Source organism: Aliiroseovarius sp. S2029 (assembly GCF_023195575.1).
In the GTDB taxonomy this organism is placed as follows: domain Bacteria; phylum Pseudomonadota; class Alphaproteobacteria; order Rhodobacterales; family Rhodobacteraceae; genus Aliiroseovarius; species Aliiroseovarius zhejiangensis.
The window spans coordinates 212,611-236,067 of record NZ_JALPQE010000004.1; the positions used below are offsets into that span (position 1 = coordinate 212,611).

The 23,457-nt window shown below is 59.6% G+C and carries 28 protein-coding genes; 14 read left to right on the forward strand and 14 right to left on the reverse strand.

The window, feature by feature from the left end; translation table 11 throughout:
- The first annotated feature begins 21 nt into the window (after positions 1-21).
- Complete coding sequence (ubiG, locus tag MUY21_RS10085; protein WP_248410268.1) at positions 22-774, forward strand: bifunctional 2-polyprenyl-6-hydroxyphenol methylase/3-demethylubiquinol 3-O-methyltransferase UbiG; 753 nt, start codon at positions 22-24, stop codon at positions 772-774.
- On the opposite strand, the gene MUY21_RS10090 is transcribed toward ubiG, so the two are convergent.
- From MUY21_RS10090 to MUY21_RS10110, 5 genes are read right to left on the reverse strand one after another with little or no spacing between them, the layout of a single operon-like run.
- Positions 771-1,553 (reverse strand): GNAT family N-acetyltransferase, encoded by a 783-nt coding sequence (locus MUY21_RS10090; protein WP_248410269.1) that lies wholly within the window; start codon positions 1,551-1,553, stop codon positions 771-773. The two genes, ubiG and MUY21_RS10090, sit on opposite strands and share 4 nt — an antisense overlap.
- Positions 1,550-1,996 carry a MarR family transcriptional regulator gene (locus tag MUY21_RS10095; protein ID WP_248410270.1) on the reverse strand — a complete coding sequence of 149 codons (447 nt, stop codon included), beginning with the start codon at positions 1,994-1,996 and terminating at the stop codon, positions 1,550-1,552. Before MUY21_RS10095 ends, MUY21_RS10090 begins: the two co-directional genes overlap by 4 nt.
- Positions 1,996-2,814, reverse strand: coding sequence for a carbon-nitrogen hydrolase family protein (locus MUY21_RS10100; RefSeq protein ID WP_248410271.1), 819 nt, complete (start codon positions 2,812-2,814; stop codon positions 1,996-1,998). Before MUY21_RS10100 ends, MUY21_RS10095 begins: the two co-directional genes overlap by 1 nt.
- A 3-nt stretch (positions 2,815-2,817) precedes the next feature.
- Complete coding sequence (gene grxC / locus MUY21_RS10105) at positions 2,818-3,075, reverse strand: glutaredoxin 3 (RefSeq protein ID WP_248410272.1); 258 nt, start codon at positions 3,073-3,075, stop codon at positions 2,818-2,820.
- Positions 3,076-3,123: 48 nt separating this feature from the next.
- Entirely contained in the window at positions 3,124-3,855 is a 732-nt protein-coding gene (locus MUY21_RS10110) for a ComF family protein (RefSeq protein WP_248410273.1), read from the reverse strand.
- Positions 3,856-3,870: 15 nt separating this feature from the next.
- On the opposite strand from MUY21_RS10110, the gene MUY21_RS10115 reads away from it, so the two are divergent.
- A complete protein-coding gene (locus MUY21_RS10115) occupies positions 3,871-4,704 on the forward strand; it encodes an SAM-dependent methyltransferase (RefSeq protein WP_248410274.1) in 834 nt (277 codons plus the stop codon).
- Between the two features lie 57 nt (positions 4,705-4,761).
- Positions 4,762-5,790 carry a ferrochelatase gene (gene hemH, locus MUY21_RS10120; RefSeq protein WP_248410275.1) on the forward strand — a complete coding sequence of 343 codons (1,029 nt, stop codon included), beginning with the start codon at positions 4,762-4,764 and terminating at the stop codon, positions 5,788-5,790.
- Between the two features lie 3 nt (positions 5,791-5,793).
- On the opposite strand, the gene MUY21_RS10125 is transcribed toward hemH, so the two are convergent.
- Positions 5,794-6,714 (reverse strand): hypothetical protein, encoded by a 921-nt coding sequence (locus MUY21_RS10125; RefSeq protein ID WP_248410276.1) that lies wholly within the window; start codon positions 6,712-6,714, stop codon positions 5,794-5,796.
- Between the two features lie 97 nt (positions 6,715-6,811).
- Here MUY21_RS10125 and hslV point away from each other — a divergent pair, with 97 nt between their 5' ends.
- Genes hslV through MUY21_RS10140 form a run of 3 tightly spaced genes read left to right on the forward strand, consistent with a single transcriptional unit; the run spans position 6,812 to position 9,825 of the window.
- A complete protein-coding gene (gene hslV, locus MUY21_RS10130; RefSeq protein WP_248410277.1) occupies positions 6,812-7,369 on the forward strand; it encodes an ATP-dependent protease subunit HslV in 558 nt (185 codons plus the stop codon).
- The gene (gene hslU, locus MUY21_RS10135; RefSeq protein ID WP_248410278.1) at positions 7,366-8,673 is read left to right on the forward strand and encodes an ATP-dependent protease ATPase subunit HslU; all 1,308 of its coding nucleotides are present in this window, start codon (positions 7,366-7,368) and stop codon (positions 8,671-8,673) included. The genes hslV and hslU overlap by 4 nt, the downstream gene beginning before the upstream one ends.
- A gap of 57 nt (positions 8,674-8,730) precedes the next feature.
- Entirely contained in the window at positions 8,731-9,825 is a 1,095-nt protein-coding gene (locus MUY21_RS10140; RefSeq protein WP_248410279.1) for an alpha/beta fold hydrolase, read from the forward strand.
- A 3-nt stretch (positions 9,826-9,828) separates the two neighbouring features.
- Here MUY21_RS10140 and MUY21_RS10145 read toward each other — a convergent pair whose 3' ends face one another.
- Genes MUY21_RS10145 through MUY21_RS10155 form a run of 3 tightly spaced genes read right to left on the reverse strand, consistent with a single transcriptional unit; the run spans position 9,829 to position 12,112 of the window.
- Positions 9,829-10,422, reverse strand: a complete 594-nt coding sequence (locus tag MUY21_RS10145; protein ID WP_248410280.1) for a Smr/MutS family protein — start codon at positions 10,420-10,422, stop codon at positions 9,829-9,831.
- A 2-nt stretch (positions 10,423-10,424) separates the two neighbouring features.
- Positions 10,425-11,405 carry a murein transglycosylase A gene (locus MUY21_RS10150; protein ID WP_248410423.1) on the reverse strand — a complete coding sequence of 327 codons (981 nt, stop codon included), beginning with the start codon at positions 11,403-11,405 and terminating at the stop codon, positions 10,425-10,427.
- Positions 11,406-11,452: 47 nt separating this feature from the next.
- Positions 11,453-12,112, reverse strand: a complete 660-nt coding sequence (locus MUY21_RS10155; protein ID WP_248410281.1) for a Tim44/TimA family putative adaptor protein — start codon at positions 12,110-12,112, stop codon at positions 11,453-11,455.
- Between the two features lie 105 nt (positions 12,113-12,217).
- Between MUY21_RS10155 and MUY21_RS10160 the strand changes: the two genes are divergently transcribed.
- Positions 12,218-12,712 carry an FxsA family protein gene (locus MUY21_RS10160; protein ID WP_248410282.1) on the forward strand — a complete coding sequence of 165 codons (495 nt, stop codon included), beginning with the start codon at positions 12,218-12,220 and terminating at the stop codon, positions 12,710-12,712.
- Here MUY21_RS10160 and idi read toward each other — a convergent pair.
- The gene (idi, locus tag MUY21_RS10165) at positions 12,692-13,213 is read right to left on the reverse strand and encodes an isopentenyl-diphosphate delta-isomerase (protein ID WP_248410283.1); all 522 of its coding nucleotides are present in this window, start codon (positions 13,211-13,213) and stop codon (positions 12,692-12,694) included. The two genes, MUY21_RS10160 and idi, sit on opposite strands and share 21 nt — an antisense overlap.
- A 102-nt stretch (positions 13,214-13,315) precedes the next feature.
- Here idi and secB point away from each other — a divergent pair, with 102 nt between their 5' ends.
- Positions 13,316-13,807, forward strand: coding sequence for a protein-export chaperone SecB (gene secB / locus MUY21_RS10170; protein ID WP_191286840.1), 492 nt, complete (start codon positions 13,316-13,318; stop codon positions 13,805-13,807).
- A 9-nt stretch (positions 13,808-13,816) separates the two neighbouring features.
- Here the strand turns inward: secB and dnaQ are convergent, their stop codons facing one another.
- From dnaQ to MUY21_RS10190, 4 genes are read right to left on the reverse strand one after another with little or no spacing between them, the layout of a single operon-like run.
- A complete protein-coding gene (dnaQ, locus tag MUY21_RS10175; protein WP_248410284.1) occupies positions 13,817-14,548 on the reverse strand; it encodes a DNA polymerase III subunit epsilon in 732 nt (243 codons plus the stop codon).
- Entirely contained in the window at positions 14,541-15,143 is a 603-nt protein-coding gene (gene coaE, locus MUY21_RS10180; RefSeq protein WP_248410285.1) for a dephospho-CoA kinase, read from the reverse strand. Before coaE ends, dnaQ begins: the two co-directional genes overlap by 8 nt.
- Positions 15,140-15,976, reverse strand: a complete 837-nt coding sequence (locus MUY21_RS10185; RefSeq protein ID WP_248410286.1) for a shikimate dehydrogenase — start codon at positions 15,974-15,976, stop codon at positions 15,140-15,142. Before MUY21_RS10185 ends, coaE begins: the two co-directional genes overlap by 4 nt.
- The gene (locus tag MUY21_RS10190; RefSeq protein ID WP_248410287.1) at positions 15,973-16,572 is read right to left on the reverse strand and encodes a Maf family nucleotide pyrophosphatase; all 600 of its coding nucleotides are present in this window, start codon (positions 16,570-16,572) and stop codon (positions 15,973-15,975) included. Before MUY21_RS10190 ends, MUY21_RS10185 begins: the two co-directional genes overlap by 4 nt.
- Before the next feature lie 397 nt (positions 16,573-16,969).
- On the opposite strand from MUY21_RS10190, the gene MUY21_RS10195 reads away from it, so the two are divergent.
- The 6 genes from MUY21_RS10195 to MUY21_RS10220 all read left to right on the forward strand — a co-directional run bounded on the left by MUY21_RS10195 (position 16,970) and on the right by MUY21_RS10220 (position 23,456).
- Entirely contained in the window at positions 16,970-17,419 is a 450-nt protein-coding gene (locus tag MUY21_RS10195) for a CopD family protein (protein ID WP_248410288.1), read from the forward strand.
- 133 nt (positions 17,420-17,552) lie between these two features.
- Positions 17,553-18,824, forward strand: coding sequence for a transcription termination factor Rho (gene rho / locus MUY21_RS10200; RefSeq protein ID WP_248410289.1), 1,272 nt, complete (start codon positions 17,553-17,555; stop codon positions 18,822-18,824).
- 30 nt (positions 18,825-18,854) lie between these two features.
- On the forward strand, positions 18,855-20,144 hold the full coding sequence (gene mnmE / locus MUY21_RS10205) for a tRNA uridine-5-carboxymethylaminomethyl(34) synthesis GTPase MnmE (RefSeq protein ID WP_248410290.1): 1,290 nt from the start codon (positions 18,855-18,857) through the stop codon (positions 20,142-20,144).
- A gap of 30 nt (positions 20,145-20,174) precedes the next feature.
- The gene (gene mnmG / locus MUY21_RS10210; RefSeq protein WP_248410291.1) at positions 20,175-22,043 is read left to right on the forward strand and encodes a tRNA uridine-5-carboxymethylaminomethyl(34) synthesis enzyme MnmG; all 1,869 of its coding nucleotides are present in this window, start codon (positions 20,175-20,177) and stop codon (positions 22,041-22,043) included.
- Positions 22,040-22,660, forward strand: coding sequence for a 16S rRNA (guanine(527)-N(7))-methyltransferase RsmG (rsmG, locus tag MUY21_RS10215; protein WP_248410292.1), 621 nt, complete (start codon positions 22,040-22,042; stop codon positions 22,658-22,660). Before mnmG ends, rsmG begins: the two co-directional genes overlap by 4 nt.
- Entirely contained in the window at positions 22,653-23,456 is an 804-nt protein-coding gene (locus tag MUY21_RS10220; RefSeq protein WP_248410293.1) for a ParA family protein, read from the forward strand. Before rsmG ends, MUY21_RS10220 begins: the two co-directional genes overlap by 8 nt.
- The last annotated feature ends 1 nt before the right edge of the window (position 23,457 follow it).

Sequence of the window (23,457 nt, forward strand, 5' to 3'; positions counted from 1 at the left end):
ACAGAAAGAAAGCCACCTTTGATGAGTGCTGAGACACAGACCACCGTTGACCCCGCCGAAGTTGCCAAGTTCGAAGCCATGGCGGCCGAATGGTGGGATCCGACCGGCAAGTTCAAGCCATTGCACATGATGAACCCGGTGCGTCTGGATTACATCACGAACCAAATCGCCGCCGAATTTGGGCGCGATCTGGTCGAGGTCGAACCGTTCAAGGGTCTGCGGCTTCTGGATATCGGCTGCGGTGGCGGGTTGCTGTCTGAGCCCATGGCCCGCTTGGGGGCCGAAGTTGTCGGCGCGGATGCGGCCGCGGGGAACATCCCGGTCGCGCAGGTTCACGCCGAACAAATGGGGCTGGACATCGACTATCGCCACACCACCGCCGAGGCGCTGGCCGATGCGGGCGAGCAATTCGATGTGGTTCTGAACATGGAGGTGGTCGAGCATGTGGCCGACCCGCTGGCCTATCTGACCGCCTGCCGCAAACTGCTGAAACCCGGCGGCTTGATGATCGCCTCGACCATCAATCGCAATCCGAAAAGCTTCATGGTTGCCATCGTCGGGGCCGAGCATGTCATGCGCTGGCTGCCCAAGGGCACGCATGAATGGTCGAAATTCATCACGCCGGACGAGCTGGCGGACCTGATCACCAAGGCGGGCCTGACCGAGGTCGACCGCAAAGGCATGGTGTTCAATCCGCTGGGGTGGAGCTGGTCGATTTCGGACCGCGACCTGTCGGTGAATTACGCCATGGCATGCGTGAAGCCAAAGGGCTAACGCGGCGGTCGATAAACGCTCATCGTCGTTTCAGCCAATTCAAACCCCGCGCGGCGATACAATCGCCCGGCGTCGCTGTCCGCCTGTGCGACAATGACAGGCAGCGCCTTCGGTGCGCGTGATCTGGCCCAATCAAGACAAACACACAGAAGTGCCGCACAGATGCCGCGCCGCCGATGATCTTCATGCGTCTGGACAGACTGATATCGGATCAGCTTGTCATCGTGAAAGATCCCCATATCGCCGACCAGCCAATCACCATCGAACGCACCGAACCATTGGCCCAGACCTTTGGCGATTTGAACCTGCCGAGCTTTGGTTTTCTGGCGCAGATAGTCATCCATGCCACGCTCGGGTGCGCCATCCTTGATCAGATCGACCTTTGCTATCGCCTCGCTCTGCACCCAGTCATCGGCGCATTCCATCGGCCGTATCGTCAGACCGTCAGGGGTTTGCGCCCGGTTCAGATCACCGCGTAAAGCCAAGGTGTCAGATTGTTCAACGCGAAGTCCTGACCCGTCAAACACTGCGGCAACCTCGTCGCGCGCCAGATTGGGAATGTCCCAGCCGATGCAAAGGTGTTTGGCCGTGGGAACGTCCGCGTGAAACTGCGCGATCAGCCGGTCTGCATCCGTTGGCGGATCGCAGAAGATCACACGATTGCCGAACCAGAAATTCGGCTCTTCAGGGGTGATTTGCACAACGCGATCAGGGTGGCACGTAACCAAGCATTGACCCGATTGCACCATCAGGTCGGTTGCAAACTCAAGCGACCTCATTCCATGTCGCTTAGAATCTGGCGCATTTCACGCAGAACCGGCAGGACGCCCCGTACCTTGTCGGTGCCGATTTTCGTGACCATGTTGCCGATGATCGGTGTGATCGCCTGAAGCGCCGCGTCACGTGCGGACCGGCCAGAGGGCGAGATCGTGACGAACTTGCGCCGCGCATCGTCCCAGTCAGGGCGGATATGCACATGCCCCGCCCATTCCAGCTTGTTCAGCGTGTTGGTCATGGCGCCACGGGTCACGTGAAAGGCCTTGGCCAGTTGCGCAGGGCTTTTTTCCTCGTTCAATCGTGCCAGATGGTTCAGCACGGAAAAATGGCTCAGCTCCATCCCTTTGGGCAGCGCTTTCGACAGGCGATTGCGCGCCAACTGGTCGGCCATGAACATTTCACTGAACAGGGCAACCGAAAGGGTATCAACCGAGCTTTCTGACATCAGGGACCTTCAAATTCGCGATCATGGTCAAGCGACGGCACGCGTCGGCGCGACCTTCCCACGTCCGCAAGGTCAAGATCAACCATTGTGATGCCGGGTGTGTCACCGCCATCGGCCAGAACCTCGCCCCATGGCGAGACGACCAGCGAATGCCCGTGCGTCGCACGCGTCGGCCCGTTTTGTCCGCATTGCGCGGGGGCCAGGATGAACACACCATTTTCGATCGCGCGGGCCCGCAGCAGGCTTTCCCAATGCGCCTTTCCCGTTACCGGGGAAAAGGCGGCGGGCGCTGTGATGATCGTGGCACCCGCCTTGGCCAGCTTGCGAAACAGGTGTGGAAAGCGCATGTCATAACAGATGGTCAGGCCGATTTTCCCAAACGGTGTGTTGGCAACCACCGCCTGCGTTCCGGGGCGATAAGCCGCGCTTTCGCGATAGGTTTCGGTCTCGTCAATCTCGACATCGAACATGTGGATCTTGTCATAGCGCGCCACGATCTGACCCTCGGGCGAGATCAGAAAGGATCGGTTGGCAAACCGCCCGTCTTCGTCATCCGTCTTGATCGCAAGCGATCCGACAAGCAGCCAGATGCCCAACGCGCCAGCGTCTTCCTGCATTGCGGCAAGGAATGGGTCGTCCGATTCGTGGTGCAGAACCGCTTGCTGGTGGCGGCGGCTGTTGGACAGGATATTGCTGACCTCGGGGGTCAGAACAAACGCCGCGCCGGACCTGGCAGCGTCGCGCACCATATGCCGCACGGTTTCCAGATTGGTTGCAGGATCTTCACCTGCCGTAAACTGGATCAGCGCCGTTTTCATACTCTAACCCGCCAGCAAAGGGTCAAGTTTGCCATTTCGCTCCAGCGCGGCAATATCATCAAACCCACCAACATGAACGTCCCCGATGAAGATCTGAGGCACGGTGTGCCGCCCGTTTGCGCGGCGCATCATTTCCTGCCGCATCTCTGGGTTCATCATCACGTCGATTTCGTCAATCACCACATCCTTGCTGTTCAGCAAACGCTTTGCGGCATGGCAATAGCCGCAAAGAGGCGAGGTGTAGATGGTGACAGGTTGCATGGGCGGCTCCGTTTCGTGGCTGGCCGGGTTGGCCGGAACTTCCGATACCTAGGCATCCCGTGTCACGCGGGCAAGGGCCAGCACATTCACGTGATCCGCGCCCGCTGCAAAACAGGCGCGCGTGGCGGCATCGAAACTGGCGCCCGAGGTCATCACATCATCCAGAAGCAGCACGCTGCGCCCCGCAAGCGCCGCGCCCCTTTTCGGATGCGGCCGGATCGCGCCCTGCATGTTGGCAAACCGCGCCTCGACATCCATCCCGTCATGCGCCCGCGTGCGTTTCGGGCGCACCAGCGCATCGGGCGTGTGGTCCAGATGCAAGAACCTCGCCAAGGCCCGCCCAAGTTCGACAGACTGGTTATAACGGCGACGAAACAGCCGCGACCAATGGATCGGCATCGGCACGATCACCGTATCAGCCGCGATCAGCGGGGTCGCAGCACGCGCCAGCCAGGGCGCCGCAGCACGCGCGAGTTCCGGCCGGTCGCCATGTTTTAGCGCCAGCACCAACCGCCGCGCATTGGCCGAATACCGCAGCGCCGCGCGACCCTGATGCCACGGTCGCGGTGTGGCAAGGCAGGCGTCGCATTGGGCCGGGGCACCGTCGTCTTCGCCGGGCAGGGGATCACCGCACAGATCGCAAACCAACCCTTCGATAAACGGGGTGTCACGCCAACAGGCACCGCAAAGGGCGAAATCGGACTCGGTGGGCGCCGCACAGCTGACGCATTGCGGGGGATAAAGAACGCCAAGCGCCGATTGCATTTTCCGACCTTCCATCTATGGTCCGCGCCCATGACGCAAACCGATCCCAATTCACCGCCCCGCCTGACCGATCGTGCGCAGCTTGCCCGCAATCGGCGGCGCGCCGCGCCCGAGGGGCTGTTCCTGCAACGTCTTGCAGCGGATGAGGTGAAGGATCGCCTGACAGAGGTTAACAGAACGTTTACCAAACCCGCTGTCGTGACAGGTTTTCCCGAAATCTGGTGTGAGTCGTTCCCGGATGCGAAGATTGTGGCGGATGATGACACGCTGGACCTTGAGGTCGGGGCGCATGATCTGGTCGTCCACGGGCTGTCCTTGCACTGGGCCAACGACCCGGTCGGACAATTGATACAGGCCAAGCGCGCGCTGGTGCCGGATGGTTTGTTCATGGGCGTGATGTTTGGCGGCCAGACCTTGTCCGAGCTTCGCGCGGTGCTGGCCGAGGTCGAGATCGAGACCACCGGCGGCCTGTCGCCTCGCATCCTGCCGATGGGCGAAATTCGCGACCTTGGCGCTCTGCTTCAACGGGCGGGCTTTGCCTTGCCAGTCGCTGACAGTGATCTGCGCAAGGTGACATATCCCGACGCCACCGCCCTGATCCGTGACCTGCGTTTGATGGGAGAGCGGAATGCGCTTGAACAGAGACTGAATCGGCCGCTGTCACGACAATTTCTGAAAACCGTCAACACCCGTTATGCCCGGCATTTCCCCGCGGGTGACGGCCGTATCACGGCCAGCTTCGATCTTGTCTTTCTGACCGGTTGGGCACCCGATGACAGCCAGCCCAAGCCCCTGCGCCCCGGCTCGGCCGCCGCCCGTCTGGCCGATGCGCTGGGCACGGATGAAACCAAATTGCCCGATTGACACCGGACCCCTTGCCCGCAATTGATCCAACACGCGAAACGGAACGTAGAGATGATCATGGAAAAACCCGCTGACCACCCCATCCTGCCCGCCCGCAAGGTCGGCGTTCTGTTCGCCAATCTGGGCACGCCCGATGGCTATGATTACTGGTCGATGCGCCGGTATCTGAACGAGTTTCTGTCCGACAAGCGCGTCATCGACTATCCCGCCTGGAAATGGCAGCCGATCCTGCAAGGGATCATCCTGACCAAACGCCCGTTTTCGTCGGGCGAGGCATACAAGTCGATCTGGAACGAAGACTTGGGCGAAAGCCCCCTGATGACAATCACCAAGCAGCAGATCACCAAACTGCAAGCCGCATTGGAAAAGCGATACGGCGCCGAGGTGATGACCGATTTCTGTATGCGCTATGGCAACCCGTCAACCAAATCGAAGGTGCGCGAAATGGTCGCGGCGGGCTGTGATCGCATCCTGTTCTTCCCGCTCTATCCGCAATACGCAGGCGCCACGATGGGCACTGCGAACGACCAGTTTTTCCGCGCCCTGATGGACGAGGCGTGGCAACCGGCCAGCCGCACCATCCCGCCCTATTTTGACGATCCCGCCTACGTCGATGCGCTGGCGCAGTCGGTCGAACGTGGCTATGCGGCGATGGAGCAGAAGCCTGACCTTCTGGTCGTGTCTTATCACGGGATGCCGGAACGGTATTTGCAGCAGGGCGACCCGTATCACTGCCAATGCCAGAAAAGCACCCGCCTGTTGAAAGAGCGGCTGGGCTGGGGCGACGACGACATCACCACAACCTTCCAATCGGTCTTTGGGCCGGAAGAATGGCTGAAGCCCTATACGGTGAAAGAGGTTGCACGGCTGGCCGAAACCGGCAAGAAAAACATCGCCGTGATCGCGCCTGCTTTCTCGGCTGACTGTATCGAGACGCTTGAGGAAATTCAGGAAGAGATTCAGGAAGCCTTTGTCGAAGCGGGAGGCGAAAGCTTCACCTATATTCCCTGCCTGAACGACGATGACGCCCATATCGCGGCGCTAATGGGCGTGGCCGAGCGCAATCTGGCGGGATGGCTGGAATAGGCTCTAATCCACCTGCCAACCACGTTTTCGCAAGGTGCGCAGGATCTGATCCTCGCAATCCTCGGCATCCGCCTGTATGGCGTTCAGCATCGTGAACCAATACAGATACCGGTCGAAATCCGGTGTCATATTCTGGACCGCATCGAACGCTTCTTGCACCCCCAGTTCGTGCACGTTGGGAGCAATGTGGTGAAAGTCGATCCGGCCATATAGTACGGCGGGCTTGCCGAAGAAAAATCCGAACAGTGCGGCGGACGAATTTTGCGTCACAACGAACCGACAGGCGGCGAGGGCTTCGTTCATCTGTCCGGTCGCCAGCGTGATATTCGGGTAACGGGACACAAGATCGTTCAGCGCCTTGTGTTCAGCTTGGGTATACACCTCGGAAGGATGCAACGTGGCAAGGATCGGCGTGTCGGGGAAATGGGTCGCAACCTGGGCAAGCATCTCAACCGGGCTGGCGGCCTGGAAACTGCGCTGGTGTAACAGCCGCCCTTGCAGCGGTATATAAATCGGTCCGTCGCCTGTGACCTGCGACGCCGCCCCCTTGAACAACCATTTGCGCCAATTATCCGCCCAATCACGGGCAACGCGCGGATCAACCTCACCGGGGTCAAACGCCTTCTGCGCGACTTCGAACTCCCACCGCTTGGCCGATGCCTCGATCCGCCAGAACGGATAGAAATAGCTGCGCCGCATGGTCAGCGCCCGGTCATGCAGGGGGTCGTCCATAAGGAACAGCGCATAGCCATTTCGCGCGACCGACCGCAGCCTTTGAACGTCACTATTCTTGCGGTATTCGACGCGGAATCCTTGGCTTTCCAGCGCCGAAGCAGCCCTGTTTACAAAGTTGAACTTGCCCTGCCGCGCGCGCTGTAAAGGCTCGGGATCAAGATAGACGCGAAGGATTTTGGCGACCGGCATGACGCCACGCTAGCCCCCGATCTGGCCAAGAACAAGCCGGGGTGGTTGTCTGACCCGCCGCCCGCGTCCATATAGGGTGAAACGAAACGGAGGCGACATGGCAGAGACGGATTTTCCCGGCTGGCACGGCACAACGATTATTGGTGTGCGCAAGGGTGGCAAGGTGGTGATCGCAGGCGACGGACAGGTCAGCCTTGGTCAAACCGTAATCAAGGGCAGCGCGCGCAAGGTGCGCAAGTTATCGCCGGGCGGGTTCGACGTGGTGGCAGGGTTCGCCGGGTCCACGGCGGATGCGTTCACCCTGCTGGAGCGGCTTGAAAAGAAGCTGGAAGCCACGCCCGGCCAACTTGCCCGCGCCTCGGTCGAGCTGGCGAAGGACTGGCGGACGGACAAATACCTGCAAAAGCTGGAAGCCATGCTGATCGTCACCGACGGGAAGGAGCTTCTGGTCATCACCGGCGCAGGTGACGTGCTGGAGCCCGAACACAACATTGCCGCGATCGGGTCAGGCGGCAATTTCGCCCTGGCCGCCGCGCGCGGGCTGATCGACAGCGATCTGGACGCCGAAGGCGTGGCCCGCAAGGCGATGGCGATTGCCGCCGATATCTGCGTTTACACCAACGGCAACCTGACAGTTGAGGAGATCGGCGCATGACCGACCTGACCCCGCGGGAAATCGTCAGCGAGCTGGATCGCTATATCATCGGGCAGAAAGACGCCAAACGCGCCGTCGCTGTGGCGCTGCGCAACCGTTGGCGGCGCAAGCAATTGTCCGACGATCTGCGCGACGAGGTGTATCCCAAGAACATCCTGATGATCGGCCCGACCGGCGTCGGCAAGACCGAGATCAGCCGTCGGCTGGCAAAACTCGCCCGCGCGCCGTTTATCAAAGTCGAGGCCACCAAGTTCACCGAAGTCGGCTATGTCGGCCGCGACGTGGAGCAGATCGTGCGCGATCTGGTGGATGCGTCGATCATGCAGACCCGCGAATACATGCGGGAAGACGTGAAATCCCGCGCCGAAGCCGCAGCCGAAGACCGAGTGATCGAGGCCATCGCCGGCACGGATGCCCGCGACAACACCCGCGAAATGTTCCGCAAGAAACTGCGCTCGGGCGAGCTGGACGACCACGAGGTTGAATTGGAAATCGCCGACACCTCGAACCCGATGCAGATGTTCGATGTGCCCGGCCAGCCGGGGCAGGGCATGGGGATGCTGAACCTTGGCGATATGTTCGGCAAGGCGTTCGGCGGGCGCACCGTGAAAAAGAAAATGACTGTGCGCGACAGCTATGATGTCCTGATCTCGGACGAGGCGGACAAGCTTCTGGACGACGAAACCGTGGCCCGCGCGGCGTTGGAAGCGGTCGAACAGAACGGCATCGTCTTTCTGGACGAGATCGACAAGGTTTGCGCCCGGGCCGATGCGCGCGGGGCCGATGTCAGCCGCGAAGGTGTGCAGCGTGACCTGCTGCCGCTGATTGAAGGCACCACCGTCTCGACCAAACATGGGCCGGTGAAAACGGATCACATCCTGTTCATCGCCTCGGGCGCGTTTCACGTGGCCAAGCCGTCAGACCTGCTGCCCGAACTGCAGGGCCGTTTGCCCATCCGGGTCGAGCTGCGCGCCCTGACGGAAGAAGATTTCGTGCGCATCCTGACCGAAACCGACAACGCCTTGACGCTGCAATATTCGGCGCTGATGAACACCGAAGAGGTGGCGGTTGAGTTTACCGAAAACGGCATCGCCGCGCTGGCCGCGATCGCCGCCGAGGTCAACCAAAGCGTCGAGAATATCGGCGCGCGGCGGCTCTACACAGTGCTGGAGCGGGTCTTTGAAGAGCTGAGCTTTACCGCCCCCGACCGGGCAGGCGACAAGGTCGTTGTCGACAAGGCATTCGTGGATCAAAACCTCGGAGAGTTGATGGCCGCAACGGATGTCAGCCGCTACATGCTTTGATATCTATGCAGACGCGGTCTCCTCGGGTATCCAGTAGTGAAATCCGGGGGGTCGCGCGTGCGTATTGTTCATCACATAATCCTTGTTCTGCTTCTTGCCGCCTGCGCACCACGCGGCACGCTGAACCTGTATGAAGGGGCGTCGGAGATCGGCGAGGTTCAACGCATCTATGTTGGCACCACGCGCGAGGTCGATGCGCAGGGGTTCCCCGTCGGCAATCGCAGCCGAAACCTGATCTATGGCCGATTCGACGTGTCGGTGCCCCCAGACCGTGAACCCGGCAGCATTGAATGGCCGCACAGCCAAACGCCGGACCCAAGCCGGCATTTCCTGCTGGACAAGCACTTTCCGATCAAATCGCCCGGCGAATTTCAGTCTCTTCTTCGGAAAGAGCTGCGGACACGCAGGCAGGAAGAGCGCACAGCGATCATTTTCGTCCACGGGTTCAACAACAATTTTGCGGAAGGTCTGTATCGCTTCGCCCAACTGACCGAAGACCTGGATCTGCCCTTCTTGCCGATCCATTATTCCTGGCCCAGCGCAGGGCAGGCGTTGGGATATGGATATGACCGCGACTCGATGCTGATTGCCCGGGATGGGCTGGAGGCAGTGATCCGCAATGTCTCGGACACCGGCGTCGGCGAGGTCTTGCTGGTGGGTCATTCCATGGGCGCGCTGTTGGCGATGGAAACCCTGCGCCAGATGGCCATTTCGGATGGGCGCGCAGGGCTTGGCAAGATCGGCGGTGTGATCCTGATTTCGCCTGATATCGACATTGACGTGTTCCGGGCGCAGGCCGAGCGGATCGGAAAACTGCCGCAGCCTTTTTATATCTTCACCTCAACCCGTGACATTGCCCTGCGCCTGTCGGCGGGGCTGACCGGCCAAACCGCCCGACTTGGCAATACCACGGATGTCGAAAAGCTGGCCGAGCTTGATGTGACCATGGTGGATATCTCGGCGTTCAGCGATGGCAAGATTGACCACGCCACGGCGCTGGCCTCGCCATCGTTCCTGCGATTGTTGCGTAGCGTGCCGGATGTGGGTGCAGCCTATGGTGGTGACCCGTCAACGCGGGTGGGTCTGATCCCCGGTACGGTTCTGGTGGTGCAGAACGCGACCCGTCTAATCGTGACGCCGATCACGCAATAGCGTTCAGCGGCGCCTGCGCAGATAGACGTAATATGCCCCCTGACCGCCATGCTTCAGGTGTGCCTCGGAAATCTGAAGCACATGCTGTTTCAGAGGCATGGAGTTCAGCCAGTGCGGCACCTGATGGCGCAACACGCCATGGCGCACCGGGATCGGGCCGCCATCGTCACGATGCTTTCCCTTGCCGGTAATCACCAAAACCAGCCGCCGATCGGCGGCAGCCGCATCGAGTATGAACCGGTTCAGCACCGGATGCGCCTGCGCGATGGTCATTCCATGCAGGTCGATCCGCGATTCAGGCGACAAGCGCCCCTTTTTCATCTTGCCGAAGGTCTTGCGGTCCATCGACACGGGCTGGCTGGCAACGCTGTTGGATAAGGACGGCGAAAGGTCATGGGGCAGGGCATTGGGCTTGGCGTTCTGCCCAAGCTGAAACGCCGGCTGGCGCGCTTTTGGTTGCCGTTTTTTCGGCGGGGCCGGGTTCATCGCAGGCAAATCGGCCAACGGGCGGACAGGATGCAGCCGGTCGGTGCTGTCTGCTACCTTTTTCCAAAGCGCCTTGTCCTCGGCGCTCAGATGTCGGGGTCGGCGGGCCATGCCTAGTCCTCGGGCAGCATGGCAAAGGCACGCTGGATCGGCAGCAGCACGACCATCCGGCCATCATCGCGGATCTGCCCGGCAAGGCGCCCGGCGCGCGCGCCTGTGCCCCAGAAGATATCGGCACGCTGTGCCCCCTTCACGCGCGAGCCGGTATCCTGCGCGACCATCAGGCGGTTGAACGGCTCCTTGCCTTTTTTCTCAAGCCAGACCGGGGCGCCCAGTTTGGTGTATTTCGGATCGACCGCCAGCGACCGATGCGCGGTGATTGACCGGTTCATCGCCCCCAATGGCCCTTTCTGCGGCGCGACCTTACCGATCACCCGAAAGAACACATAGGAGGGGTTGGACAACAGCAGCTCGCGCCCGGCTTCGGGGTTGCGTTTTACCCAGTTCTGAATGACCTGCTGCGATACCTGATGTTCTTTATAGACACCCTGACGCACCAGTTCATTGCCCAGCGACAGGAAACTGTGCCCGTTCGAACCACCATAGCCCAGTCGGATCGTGCCGCCTTCGGCCAGGCGGATACGCCCGGACCCCTGAATTTGCAGGAACTGAAGCTCCACCGGGTCTTCGACCCAGGCGATCTCAAGCCCGCGACCCTCAAGCGCGCCGCCCTCTTCGATCTCGCGCCGCGACAGCCAAACATCGCCCTGCTGCAACTCAGGCGGCTTTCGATAGACGGGATACCGATATCTGAGCGTCTGCGTGCGAGAACCACGGATTTCCGGTTCGTAATAGGCGGTGAACAGTGGTGCATTGCCGTCCTGGATCAGGACAGGGCGAAAGAACAGTTCAAAGAAGGTTTTGCCGTCCTCTTGCTGCGCGGCCAAAGCGCAGATGGGTCGCCATTGCGGATCGTCCAGATCGCGGCATGTGTCCAGAAACACCGCCAACGCCTCTTGATGATTGTCGCGGTCCCATCCTTCAAGATCGTCGAAGGACAGAATCGTAACCTCGGCTTTGTCCAGCCCGGCCATCGCGGGCGTGCCCAAAAGGGCCAGCGCAAATGCCAGCCCCCGAAACATCATCCACCCGTGGCGACAAGCTGCCAGTTCGGGTTGTCCGACCCCATGATGCGGGCAAAGGTCCAGACGTCTTTCTGGCGCTTCACTTCATTGGGGTTGCCTTCGATGATATCGCCCCCCTTGTCGCGCACGACCGAGGTCAGTTCACCGATGAACCGCACCGTCACCTCACCTTCGCGAGTGTCGGGATTGTATTCCGCATCGACCAGTTTCAGCTCGCGCAGACCAACAAACTTGGCATCGACGGTCAGGCCCTTCTTCTCGCGTTCTTCGATCACTGCGGCGAAGGTCTCATACACATCGTCAGCCAGAAACGGCTTGATCTGGGCCAGATCGCCGGCTTCGAACCCCATCAGGATCATTTCATAGGCACCGCGCGCGCCGCCCAGAAACTCGCTGACATTGAAGGTGGGTTCGGCCCCCTTCATCGCGGCCAGCGCACGGGCGGCCGGGCTGCCTTCGGGCACGTGGTCGGTGATGTCGCTGTCGGGCCCGCCCTCGATCACCTCAAGCTGGTCGCGGCCAAGGCGGCGGTCGTCTTTTCGCGTCACAACGGGCTTTTCAAACCCCTCACGCGTTCCAAGCACGTCGCGCAGGCGCAAGATCAGAAACAGGGCGATGCCGGCAAGCACCAGAAGCTGGATCAGGGAAGAGCTCATTTATACCTCTTTTCAAGCGCGATATGGAAACGCGTCAACCGGAGACATATGTAGGTGCTGTGCGGGGCCAAGTCCACCGTTCGAAACGAAAAGGAGACATGACCCATGTGGCTTTTTGCGCTGTTCATCGCGGTTCCGATGATCGAGATTGCCCTGTTCATTCAGGTCGGGGGTGCAATTGGCTTGTGGCCAACGCTCGCCATCGTCGTTTTGACCGCAATTGTGGGCACACAGTTGATGCGCGCGCAGGGGGCTTTGGCGCTGTCACAACTGCGTGAAAGTTTCGGCCAGTTGAACGATCCGACCGAGCCGCTGGCTCATGGTGCGATGATCCTGTTTTCCGGCGCGCTGCTGCTGACGCCCGGGTTCTTCACCGATTTCGTGGGGTTTGCACTGCTGATCCCCGCCGTGCGGCGCGCGGTTTATAACTGGGCGCGATCACGCATACAGGTGCAGACCTTTACGATGGGTCCGCAAGGGCCGCAGCACCCGTATCACCCCGAAGATGATGTGATTGACGGCGATTTCACCGATGTGACGCCGGAAAAACGCCCGACCCATCCGAGTGTGGAAGGCCCGTCAGGCTGGACCAAACACTGAGCTTGCGTGGTGCGACATATAGATCTTCAGCCATGGCGTGAACATGTCGGGGTTTTCGTCGATTTTCGCTTCCAGCGCCGCCCGGTCAAGCCATTGGATCGCCTGCACCTCTGACGGGTTCAGGTTTATCTCTGGCGCTTCATCGGCGTGAATGACGAACATGTCGACCACCTCGTGTTCGATCAGCCCACCACCGACGTCTGCGCGATATTCCAGCTGCTCGACCCATTTCGGGTCCACGTCAGTGATCCCCAACTCTTCTTCCAGACGCCGGATCGCACAATCGCGAGGGTCTTCGTTCCAGTGCGGATGGGTGCAACAGGTGTTCGCCCATTTGTTCGGCGTATGATACTTGCCTGCCGCGCGCTGCTGGATCAGGACCTTGCCCGCGTGAAACAGAAACACCGACACGGCCTTGTGCTTCATGCCCTCGACATGGGCCTGAAGTTTCTCAACCGGGGTCAGGGTGCCATCCAGCCAGGCGGGGATCATATCCTTCATACGGCTCAGATACCGCCAAAACACGCCCGCGAAAACCCCTTGTTGAGGGTGCGGGGCCAAGGTGGTAAGCACATGCCAACAGTTTTCCCGAAGGAGAAGTTCATGGCCGAGGAAGCCAAAACACAAACCGCCCCCGTTCAACCCAAGATGCAGGTTCTTGGCCAATTCATCCGCGATATGTCGTTTGAAAACATCCTGGCCCAGAAGGGTGTGCAAGGCGAGGTTCAGCCCGACATCAATGTCGAAGTAGCCCTGGACGCCAAGAAACGTCCGGCGGACAACCAGTTCGAAGTGATCTCGAAATACACGATCGGGTCGAAAAACAAGAACGGTGGTGAGCAATTGTTCCTGATGGAACTGGAATATGCCGGTATCTTTCAGGTCGAGAACGTGCCGGATGACCAGATGCACCCGTTTCTGATGATCGAATGCCCGCGCATGCTGTTCCCCTTCGTGCGCCGCATCGTCGCCGATGTGACCCGTGATGGTGGCTTCCCGTCGCTGAACCTGGACACCGTCGATTTCCTTGCGTTGTATCGCCAAGAGATCGAGCGCCGTGTGGCCGCCGAACAGGGCGGTGCCAAGGTCAACTGACCGGATCGCCTAGCGACAGGTTTTCCAGATCGCGCCGTCGCCCAGCTTTTCCACGAAAGCATCATGGGCGGCGGCTTCTTCTTTGCTGATCCGGCTGGGCAATGGTGCCGGGCGCGGCTGCGGCCGCCATGCGCCGCCCGCGCCACCATCTGACGACGCCCCCTGTTCCGGCGCCAGAACAAGATCCGGCTGCCGTCCACCAATCAGCTCCAGATACACTTCGGCCAGAATCTCGCTGTCCAGAAGCGCGCCGTGCAAGGTGCGCGACGAATTGTCGATGCCGAACCGGCGACACAGCGCATCCAGCGAGGCAGGCGCGCCCGGAAATTTCTTGCGCGCAATCGCCAGCGTGTCGGTCGCCTGTTCCCAGGGAATTTGCGGAAGCCCCATCCATTTCAGTTCCGCATTCAGGAATTTCATGTCGAAGCTGGCGTTGTGAATGACCAGTCGCGCGTCGCCGATGAAGTCCAGAAACACCTGGCCCACCAGTTTGAACACCGGCTTGTCTTTCAACGTCACCTCGCCCGCCTGCGCCGCGCGCGGGGTCAAAAGCAGGTCGGGGCCGATGCCATGCACACCGAACGCTTCATCCGGCATGTCCCGTTCGGGGTTGATGTATTCGTGAAACGTCTTGCCGGTGGGCATGTGGTTGTAAAGCTCAAGACAGCCGATTTCGACGATCCGGTCGCCAGCCTCGGGGTCGAACCCGGTCGTCTCGGTATCCAGCACGATCTCACGCATGGGACAAACGCTCCTTTACCTGGGCGACCACCGCTTCCACGGCCTTGCGCGCGCCGTCTATCGTGTCTGTCGGGATCACCACATCGGCACGCTTTCGTTTTTCTGCATCCGGCATCTGTTTTGCAAGGATTGTATTGAACTGCTCTTCGCTCATCGAACCGCGAGCCAGCACCCTGTCACGTTGCAATTCAGCCGGGGCCGAGGCGACGACGATCAGGTCCACCTGATCTTCAGCGCCGGTTTCAAACAGAAGCGGAATGTCCAGCAGAATGATCGGCGCCTTGGCAGAAGCGATGAAGTCACCGCGATCCTGCGCGACCAGCGGATGCACGACGGCTTCGATCTGCGCCAGAGCTGTCGGGTCGCGGTTGATCCAGTCTTTCAGCGCGCCACGATCCACCGCCCCGTCCACAATCGCCGCGGGACAGATCGCACGGATCGGCTCGACCGCCGTACCACCTTTGGCATAGAGGCGATGAACCGCCGCATCGGCATCCCATACCGGCACGCCCTGCGCCGCGAACATCGCGGCAGTGGTGGATTTTCCCATGCCAATCGACCCGGTCAGGCCAATGATGAAAGGGTGTTTACTCATATGCCGATCACGGCCTGTCGTAGCGCATCGTCAACCTCCGGCCGCATCCCAAACCAGCGTTCAAATCCGGGCACGGCTTGATGCAACAGCATTCCCAACCCGTCCACTGTCACACAACCCGCCTTTTCGGCTTCGGCCAGGAAATGCGTACGCAGCGGCGTATAGACCAGATCGGTGACAACCGCCGCCGGGTTGAAGCCATCCAGCGGCACCCGAAAATCCGGCTTGCCCACCATGCCAAGCGATGTGGTGTTCACCGCAGTGGCGGCCTCGTCCAGCATGTTGCCGGCCTGGATCCAGTCAAAGACCTTGATCCGGTTGCCGAACTCTGCGCGCAGCGCGTCGGACCGGGCGCGGGTGCGGTTGGCCAGACGGATTTCGGGTGCACCGACCTCGATCAGCGATGCAATCACTGCGCGCGCGGCACCTCCCGCCCCGAACACCGCTGCGGGGCCGGATTCCGGTGCCCAGTCGGGCGCACCCTGTCGCAGATTTTCGGTGAAACCGTACCCATCCGTATTGTCCGCATAAATCTTGCCATCCGGGCGAAAGATCAGCGTATTGGCCGCCCCGATCAATGCCGCGCGGTCGGTCACGGTATCGGCCATGTTCAGCGCCGTTTCCTTGTGCGGAATGGTCACGTTCACGCCGACAAACCCGGCTTTGGGCAGGGTGCGGATGACGTCTGCAAAATCCTCGTTCGTGACATGCATCGGGATATAGTACCCGGCAATGGCATTCGTGCGAAGCCAATGCCCATGCAGGCGAGGCGACAGGGAATGGTCGATCGGGTCGCCAATCACGCCGGCCAGGGGGATACGTCGTTCACTCATATGTCAAGATCTCCTCGCAAGATCAGGTATGACAGCAGCTCGGTCAGCGGCAAACCCAAAACGTTGAAATAGTCGCCGTCCACCTTGGCAAACAGGCGCACACCTTCTTCTTCCAGCTTGTAAGCCCCAACCGCGTGGCGAATGCTGTCCCAGTTGCGCGTGACATAGCTGTCGATATAGTCCGGCGACAGATCGCGCATCCGCATCCGCACCACACCGACATGGCGCCACACAGCTTTGCCGTCATGGTACAGAACGGCTGCTGACAACAGGCGATGGGTCTGACCGGACATCTGCGCCAATTGCGCCTTCGCCTCGTCCCTGTCGCGCGGCTTGGCAAGGACAACGCCACCCAGCTCTGCCACCTGATCACAGCCAAGAACCGTGCGCGCCGGGTTCTTTTCGGCAATCTTGCGCGCCTTGAACTCGGCCAGCGCATCGGCAAGGTCACGCGGGGTTGCCCCTTCAGCCTCAAGCGAGGCGCGGATCGTATCTTCGTCGATCCGGGCGGGCTGAACGTCGATATCGACACCGGCATTTTGCAGAAGCTGCGCCCGGATTTCAGAAGCCGATGCCAGGATCAAAGGGATGGCCATGTGATAACCCTGTGGAAAAACTCTGTTTGTTCCCGTGCTCGGAACATGGGAAAACCCGGTTCCGACATCACAACTGGAAAACTCACCCCTTTCCTAAGACAGTTTTCGGGTTTCCTCCACTGTGGAAAGCGGTTTTTGATGGGGTGAGGTTTTTTGCCCACCCTTGTTTTTCGTCCCGACGGTTATCCACACGGAGGTCCAAGAAGTTCATATAATTTACAATAAGTTGAATAAGTTTTCCCGCCCTTCATGGTCGCTTTTTCCACCTGTTCATAACCACAGGGAAAACCCAATAATCCCCATTATTCACAGCCCCTACAGAAACATCATCTTTCTTTCTTCTTCTATATTATTTTAAGAAGGGCGAACCGGACCCGTGTGAACAGGAGTGCAGAGAATGGGCGCGTTTCTAGCCGATATTTATCCCTGGACGAAATCGCTTCACATTGTGTCTGTGATTGCATGGATGGCCGGGCTTTTCTATTTGCCCCGCCTTTTTGTCTATCATGTCGAGGTTGTCGGTTCAGGTAACGCAACGGATGATCTGTTTCAGACCATGGAACGCCGTCTGCTGAAGGCGATCATGAATCCATCCATGATCAGCACCTGGTTGTTTGGCCTTCTGCTGGTGATGACACCGGGTCTGGTGGATTGGACGATGATCTGGCCCTGGACCAAGGGGCTGTCCGTGATCCTGATGACATGGTTTCACATGTGGCTTGCCGCCCGCCGGAAAGAGTTCATCGCCGGCACCAACACCCTGACCGGGCGGCGTTATCGGATGATGAATGAATTTCCAACGATCCTGATGCTGGTCATCGTCTTCTCGGTGGTCATGAAATTCTAGCATCGTTGACTCATGGGCCGATCCGGCCTATGTGACGAACAACGCGGGCCGTCCGGTCACGCATGTTTCCCATATCCAGACCGACCGCAGAACCGCCAAACCCGCCGTTCTGCCGCAATCGCAGAGTATTCCCATGTCCGACAATCGACTGAACCTGTCCGAACTGAAAGCCAAAAGCCCGAAAGAGCTTGTGAACATGGCTGAAGAGCTGGAAATCGAAAACGCCTCGACCATGCGCAAGGGCGAGATGATGTTCTCGATCCTGAAAGAACTGGCGGAAGATGAATGGATCATCGGCGGGGACGGTGTGCTTGAGGTCGTGCAGGACGGGTTCGGCTTCCTGCGCTCGCCCGAGGCGAACTATCTTCCCGGCCCAGACGACATCTATGTCTCGCCCGATGTGATCCGCCAATATTCGCTGCGCACGGGGGATACGATCGAAGGGATCATCCAGGCGCCAGGCGAGAACGAAAACTATTTCGCCATCACCAAGGTCGAGAAGATCAATTTCGGTGATCCGGAACTTGCCAAGCACAAGGTTGCCTTTGACAACCTGACGCCGCTTTACCCCGATGAGCGCCTGAAGATGGAGATCGAGGACCCCACCATCAAGGACCGGTCGGCCCGCATCATCGACCTGGTGTCGCCCATCGGGAAAGGGCAGCGGGCGCTGATCGTTGCCCCGCCGCGGACGGGTAAAACCGTGCTGTTGCAGAACATCGCGCATTCCATCGAAACCAATCACCCGGAATGCTATCTGATCGTTCTTCTGATCGACGAACGCCCGGAAGAGGTGACGGACATGCAACGCTCTGTGAAAGGTGAGGTCGTGTCCTCGACCTTCGATGAACCGGCCTCGCGTCACGTTGCCGTGGCCGAGATGGTGATCGAGAAAGCCAAGCGCCTGGTGGAACATAAACGTGATGTGGTGATCTTGCTTGATTCGATCACCCGTCTGGGCCGCGCCTTCAACACGACTGTGCCGTCGTCCGGCAAGGTTCTGACCGGCGGTGTGGATGCCAATGCCCTGCAACGTCCCAAGCGGTTCTTCGGGGCTGCACGGAACATCGAAGAGGGTGGGTCGCTGACGATCATTTCGACCGCGCTGATCGACACAGGGTCGCGGATGGACGAAGTGATCTTCGAAGAATTCAAAGGCACCGGCAACAGCGAGATTGTGCTGGATCGCAAGGTCGCCGATAAACGCGTGTTCCCGGCCATCGACATCCTGAAATCCGGCACCCGGAAAGAGGAGTTGCTGGTGGATGCGAAAGACCTGCAGAAAACCTATGTCCTGCGGCGAATTCTGAACCCGATGGGCACCACCGATGCGATCGAGTTTCTGATCTCGAAACTGAAGCAAACCAAGACGAACGGTGAATTCTTCGATTCGATGAACACGTAACTTATTGTTATAAAACAATGGGTTAGTATTATGAATACGATATTCTCACTTGCCAGTGCCCGTGGAAAATCGGGTGTTGCCGTGGTCCGGATTTCCGGGCCACAGGCGTTTTTGGCCGGTCGGACATTGGCGGGGAGCCTGCCACCCATTCGCAAGGCTGGGCTGCGCCAACTCGTGGCTGCGGACGGGCGTGTGCTGGATGAAGCCCTTGTGTTGTGTTTCGACGCAGGGGCCAGCTTCACCGGGGAAGAGGTTGTCGAGTTCCAACTCCACGGCTCCACCGCCGTTGTGCGTGCCGTGTTGGATGAACTATCCACGTTGCCTGACCTGCGAATGGCAGAACCGGGCGAATTCACGCGCCGGGCGCTGGAAAACGAACGCCTGGACCTGGCGCAGGTTGAAGGGCTGGCCGATCTTCTGGACGCCGAAACCGAAGCCCAGCGTCGCCAGGCATTCAGCATCCTGTCAGGCGCGTTGGGAGAGCTTGCCGAAGGGTGGCGCCGCGATCTGATCCGGGCTGCCGCCCTCTTGGAAGCTACGATTGATTTCGCGGATGAGGATGTGCCGGTCGACGTTTCGCCCGAAGTCACGACACTGTTGGGCGACGTGCTGAACACGCTTCGTCGGGAAACCGCAGCCACGCGCATCGCTGAGCGCATTCGCGACGGGTTCGAGGTTGCAATTGTCGGCGCGCCCAATGCCGGTAAATCGACGCTTCTGAATGCCCTTGCCGGGCGGGATGCGGCGATCACGTCGGAGATTGCAGGGACCACGCGCGACGTGATCGAAGTGCAGATGGAACTGTCCGGTTTGCCCGTGACCGTGCTGGATACTGCCGGCCTGCGAACGGCGCAGGACAGCGTCGAGGCGATCGGGGTTGAACGCGCCTTGACCCGTGCAAAGGCGGCAGACCTGCGCGTGTTCCTGATTTCCGATCAGGCGGAGGCGTTGCCGATCTCCCCAACCGGGGACGACATCATTGCGTTCGGCAAGGCCGATCTGCGCGATGTCGATGGTCTTGCGGTGTCCGGCCGGACCGGGCAGGGCGTTGATACACTGGTTTCGCAGATCGCTCGGGTGTTGGAAGACCGGGTGAAGGGGGCGGGCATTGCCACGCGGGCGCGGCACCGGAAGGCGATGCAGCTTGCATTGAAGGCTTTGGAAGACGCCCGAATCGAGGTAGAACGCGGACCCGACCGAGCCGAATTCGCGGCGGAAGAAATTCGCACCGCCATACGCGCCCTTGATAGTTTGGTCGGGCGAGTCGATGTAGAGCACCTGTTGGATGAAATTTTCGCAAGTTTCTGTCTTGGGAAGTAGCGGGAAGAACTTGGGTATGGAGTGTTTCACGTGAAACATCTGGATTATGATGTGATCGTTGTTGGTGGCGGCCACGCCGGGGCTGACGCCGCGCATGCGTCAGCACGGCTTGGTGCGCGTACCGCTTTGATCACATTGCGGAAAAGCGATCTGGGCGTCATGTCCTGCAATCCCGCCATCGGGGGTTTGGGCAAAGGGCATCTGGTGCGCGAGATCGACGCGCTGGACGGACTGATGGGCCGGATTGCCGACCGGGCGGGCATTCAGTTCCGTCTGCTCAATCGGCGCAAAGGACCAGCCGTGCAGGGGCCGCGTGCTCAGGCAGATCGCAAACTGTACCGCGCGGCGATGCAAGCCGAGATCAAAAAGACCCCGAATCTGACGGTGATTGAAGCCGAAACTACCGACCTTCTGATGGATGGTGCGCGTGTCGCTGGCGTTGTTTTGCAGGATGGCAGCACCGTGTCATCTGGCGCGGTGATCCTGACCACCGGAACCTTTCTGCGTGGCGTCATCCACGTCGGCGATCAACGAAGCGAAGGTGGACGTATGGGGGATCGTCCCTCGGTGAAACTGGCAGAGCGCATCGACAGTTTCGGACTGCCCCTTGGGCGGCTCAAGACAGGGACCCCGCCGCGTCTGGATGGTCGCTCCATCAACTGGGATATTCTTGACCGCCAACCCGGCGACGATGATCCGGTGGTGTTCTCATTCCTGAACACCAAACCCGAGGCGCGCCAGATCTCGTGTGGAATCACGCATACCAACGCACAAACCCATGATATTATTCGAGAAAATCTTGATCGCTCGGCGATGTATGGTGGCCATATCGACGGGGTGGGGCCGCGGTACTGCCCGTCGATCGAGGACAAGATTGTCCGGTTTGCCGACAAGGACTCGCACCAGATTTTCCTTGAGCCAGAGGGGCTGGACGATCACACGGTCTATCCGAACGGGATCAGCACGTCGCTGCCGATTGATGTCCAAACAGCCTATGTCCGATCAATCGAAGGGCTTGAGAAGGCAGAGATTCTTCAGCCCGGCTATGCCATTGAATATGATTACGTGGACCCCCGATCCCTGACCGAAACGCTTCAGCTGCGGGACGTGCCGGGCCTTTACCTTGCCGGACAGATCAATGGTACCACAGGGTATGAAGAAGCTGCAGCGCAAGGTCTGATTGCCGGATTGAACGCGGCGCTTGCTGTCCAAAATCGCGATCCTGTCATCTTCTCGCGCGCGAACTCCTATATGGGTGTGATGGTGGATGACCTGATCACGCGCGGCGTGACGGAACCCTATCGGATGTTCACGTCGCGGGCGGAATATCGGCTGTCTCTGCGCGCTGACAATGCGGACCAGCGCCTGACACCGCTGGGAATCGAGCTGGGTTGCGTAGGCGATCTGCGTCAACATGCCTTTGAATCCAAAGCCAACGGGCTTCAGACCGCAAAGACGGCGTTGACCGGACGGATGTTTACCCCTCAAGACCTTGAGAAACTGGGCTTGACGGTGCGCAAAGACGGCACCAAGCGCACGGCGTTTGAGCTTCTGGCGTTTCCAACCGTCGATTTTTCAATGATCGCGCAGCTTGATCCGTCGCTGACTGACATGCCAGAGGAGATTCAAACGCAGATCGCGCGCGATGCCATGTATGCCAACTATGTCGAGCGTCAGGCGCGTGATGTCGCAGCCTTGCAGCGCGACGAGGCCCACCACATCCCCGAAGATTTCAACTATAACGATCTGGAGGGGCTGTCGAACGAACTGGCAAGCAAGCTTGCAATGGCGCGGCCCAGAACGTTGGCGCAGGCAGGGCGGGTCGAGGGGATGACGCCAGCCGCCCTGACCTTGATCCTGGCGCGACTGCGCCGCTCCGATCGGAAACGTTCGGCATGAAGGATGAAGAGGTTCTGGCGGATCTTGATGTTTCACGTGAAACAATGGCGCGCCTCAAGACCTATGCAGCGTTGCTGAAGAAATGGAATCCCGCGATCAATCTGGTTGCCCCGTCAACGCTGTCGCAGCTGTGGACGCGGCATATTCAGGATTCGGCGCAGATCTTTCGACTTGCGCCCCCCAAGCTGCATCGATGGTGCGATATGGGGACGGGTGGCGGGTTTCCGGGCCTCGTCGTCGCGATTCTGGCACAAGAATCCGACCCGCTGCGTGAAATCATCTGTATCGAAAGCGATTTGCGCAAAGCGACTTTCCTGCGCACCGTGGTGCGCGAAACGGGTGTAAACGCAACGACAATCTCTGAACGAATTGAAGAGGTTAAACCGATTGGGGCCGAGGTCGTGTCTGCCCGTGCGCTGGCCCCGCTCAGCACCTTGTTGGGCTATGCTGACCGGCATTTGAAACCCGGCGGCACCTGCCTTTTTCTGAAAGGCGAGAATTACCGCGCCGAGGTCGAAGAAGCCCTTGAAAAATGGCGGTTTGAACTGGATACATATCCCAGCAAGACCAACCCCAACGCCGTTGTTCTGAAGATCGGAGATCTAAGACGTGCCTGATATCATCAATGGCCATGGCCCCAAGATCATCGCGATTACCAATCAAAAAGGTGGCGTGGGCAAGACGACCACCACAATCAACCTGGGGGCCGCGCTGGCCGAGACCGGCAGCAGGGTGCTTCTGATTGACCTTGATCCGCAGGGAAACGCCTCGACAGGACTAGGTATAGAGGTCGCGGATCGAAAACTCACTACATATGACCTGTTGCTGGAAGAGGCACCTCTGACCGACGTCTTGCAGGAAACAGATATCGAGAACCTGTTTATTGCGCCGGCGACCACTGATTTGTCCTCGGCCGATATTGAGCTGGTGTCGAACGAAAAGCGCAGCCATCTGCTGCATGATGCCGTACGGGCAACGGGTCTGGCGCAGCTTGGACTGGATTATATCCTGATCGACTGCCCGCCGTCGTTGAACCTTCTGACGGTGAATGCTCTCGTCGCAGCCGACAGTGTTCTTATTCCGCTGCAAAGCGAGTTTTTCGCGCTGGAAGGCCTGTCGCAGTTGATGCTGACCATCCGAGAAGTGCGCCAGACGGCGAATGCGGGTTTGCGTATTGAAGGGATCGTGCTGACCATGTTCGATACCCGCAACAACCTGTCGCGCCAAGTCGAAGCTGACGCCCGCGACAATTTGGGTGAATTGGTGTTCAACACGATGATACCCCGCAATGTCAGGGTCAGCGAGGCGCCGTCTTACGCGCTGCCGGTCTTGATGTATGATCCCACATCAAAGGGCAGTCAGGCGTATCGCGCGCTGGCGTCCGAATTGTCGATCCGCAACGGAAAGGGCTGAG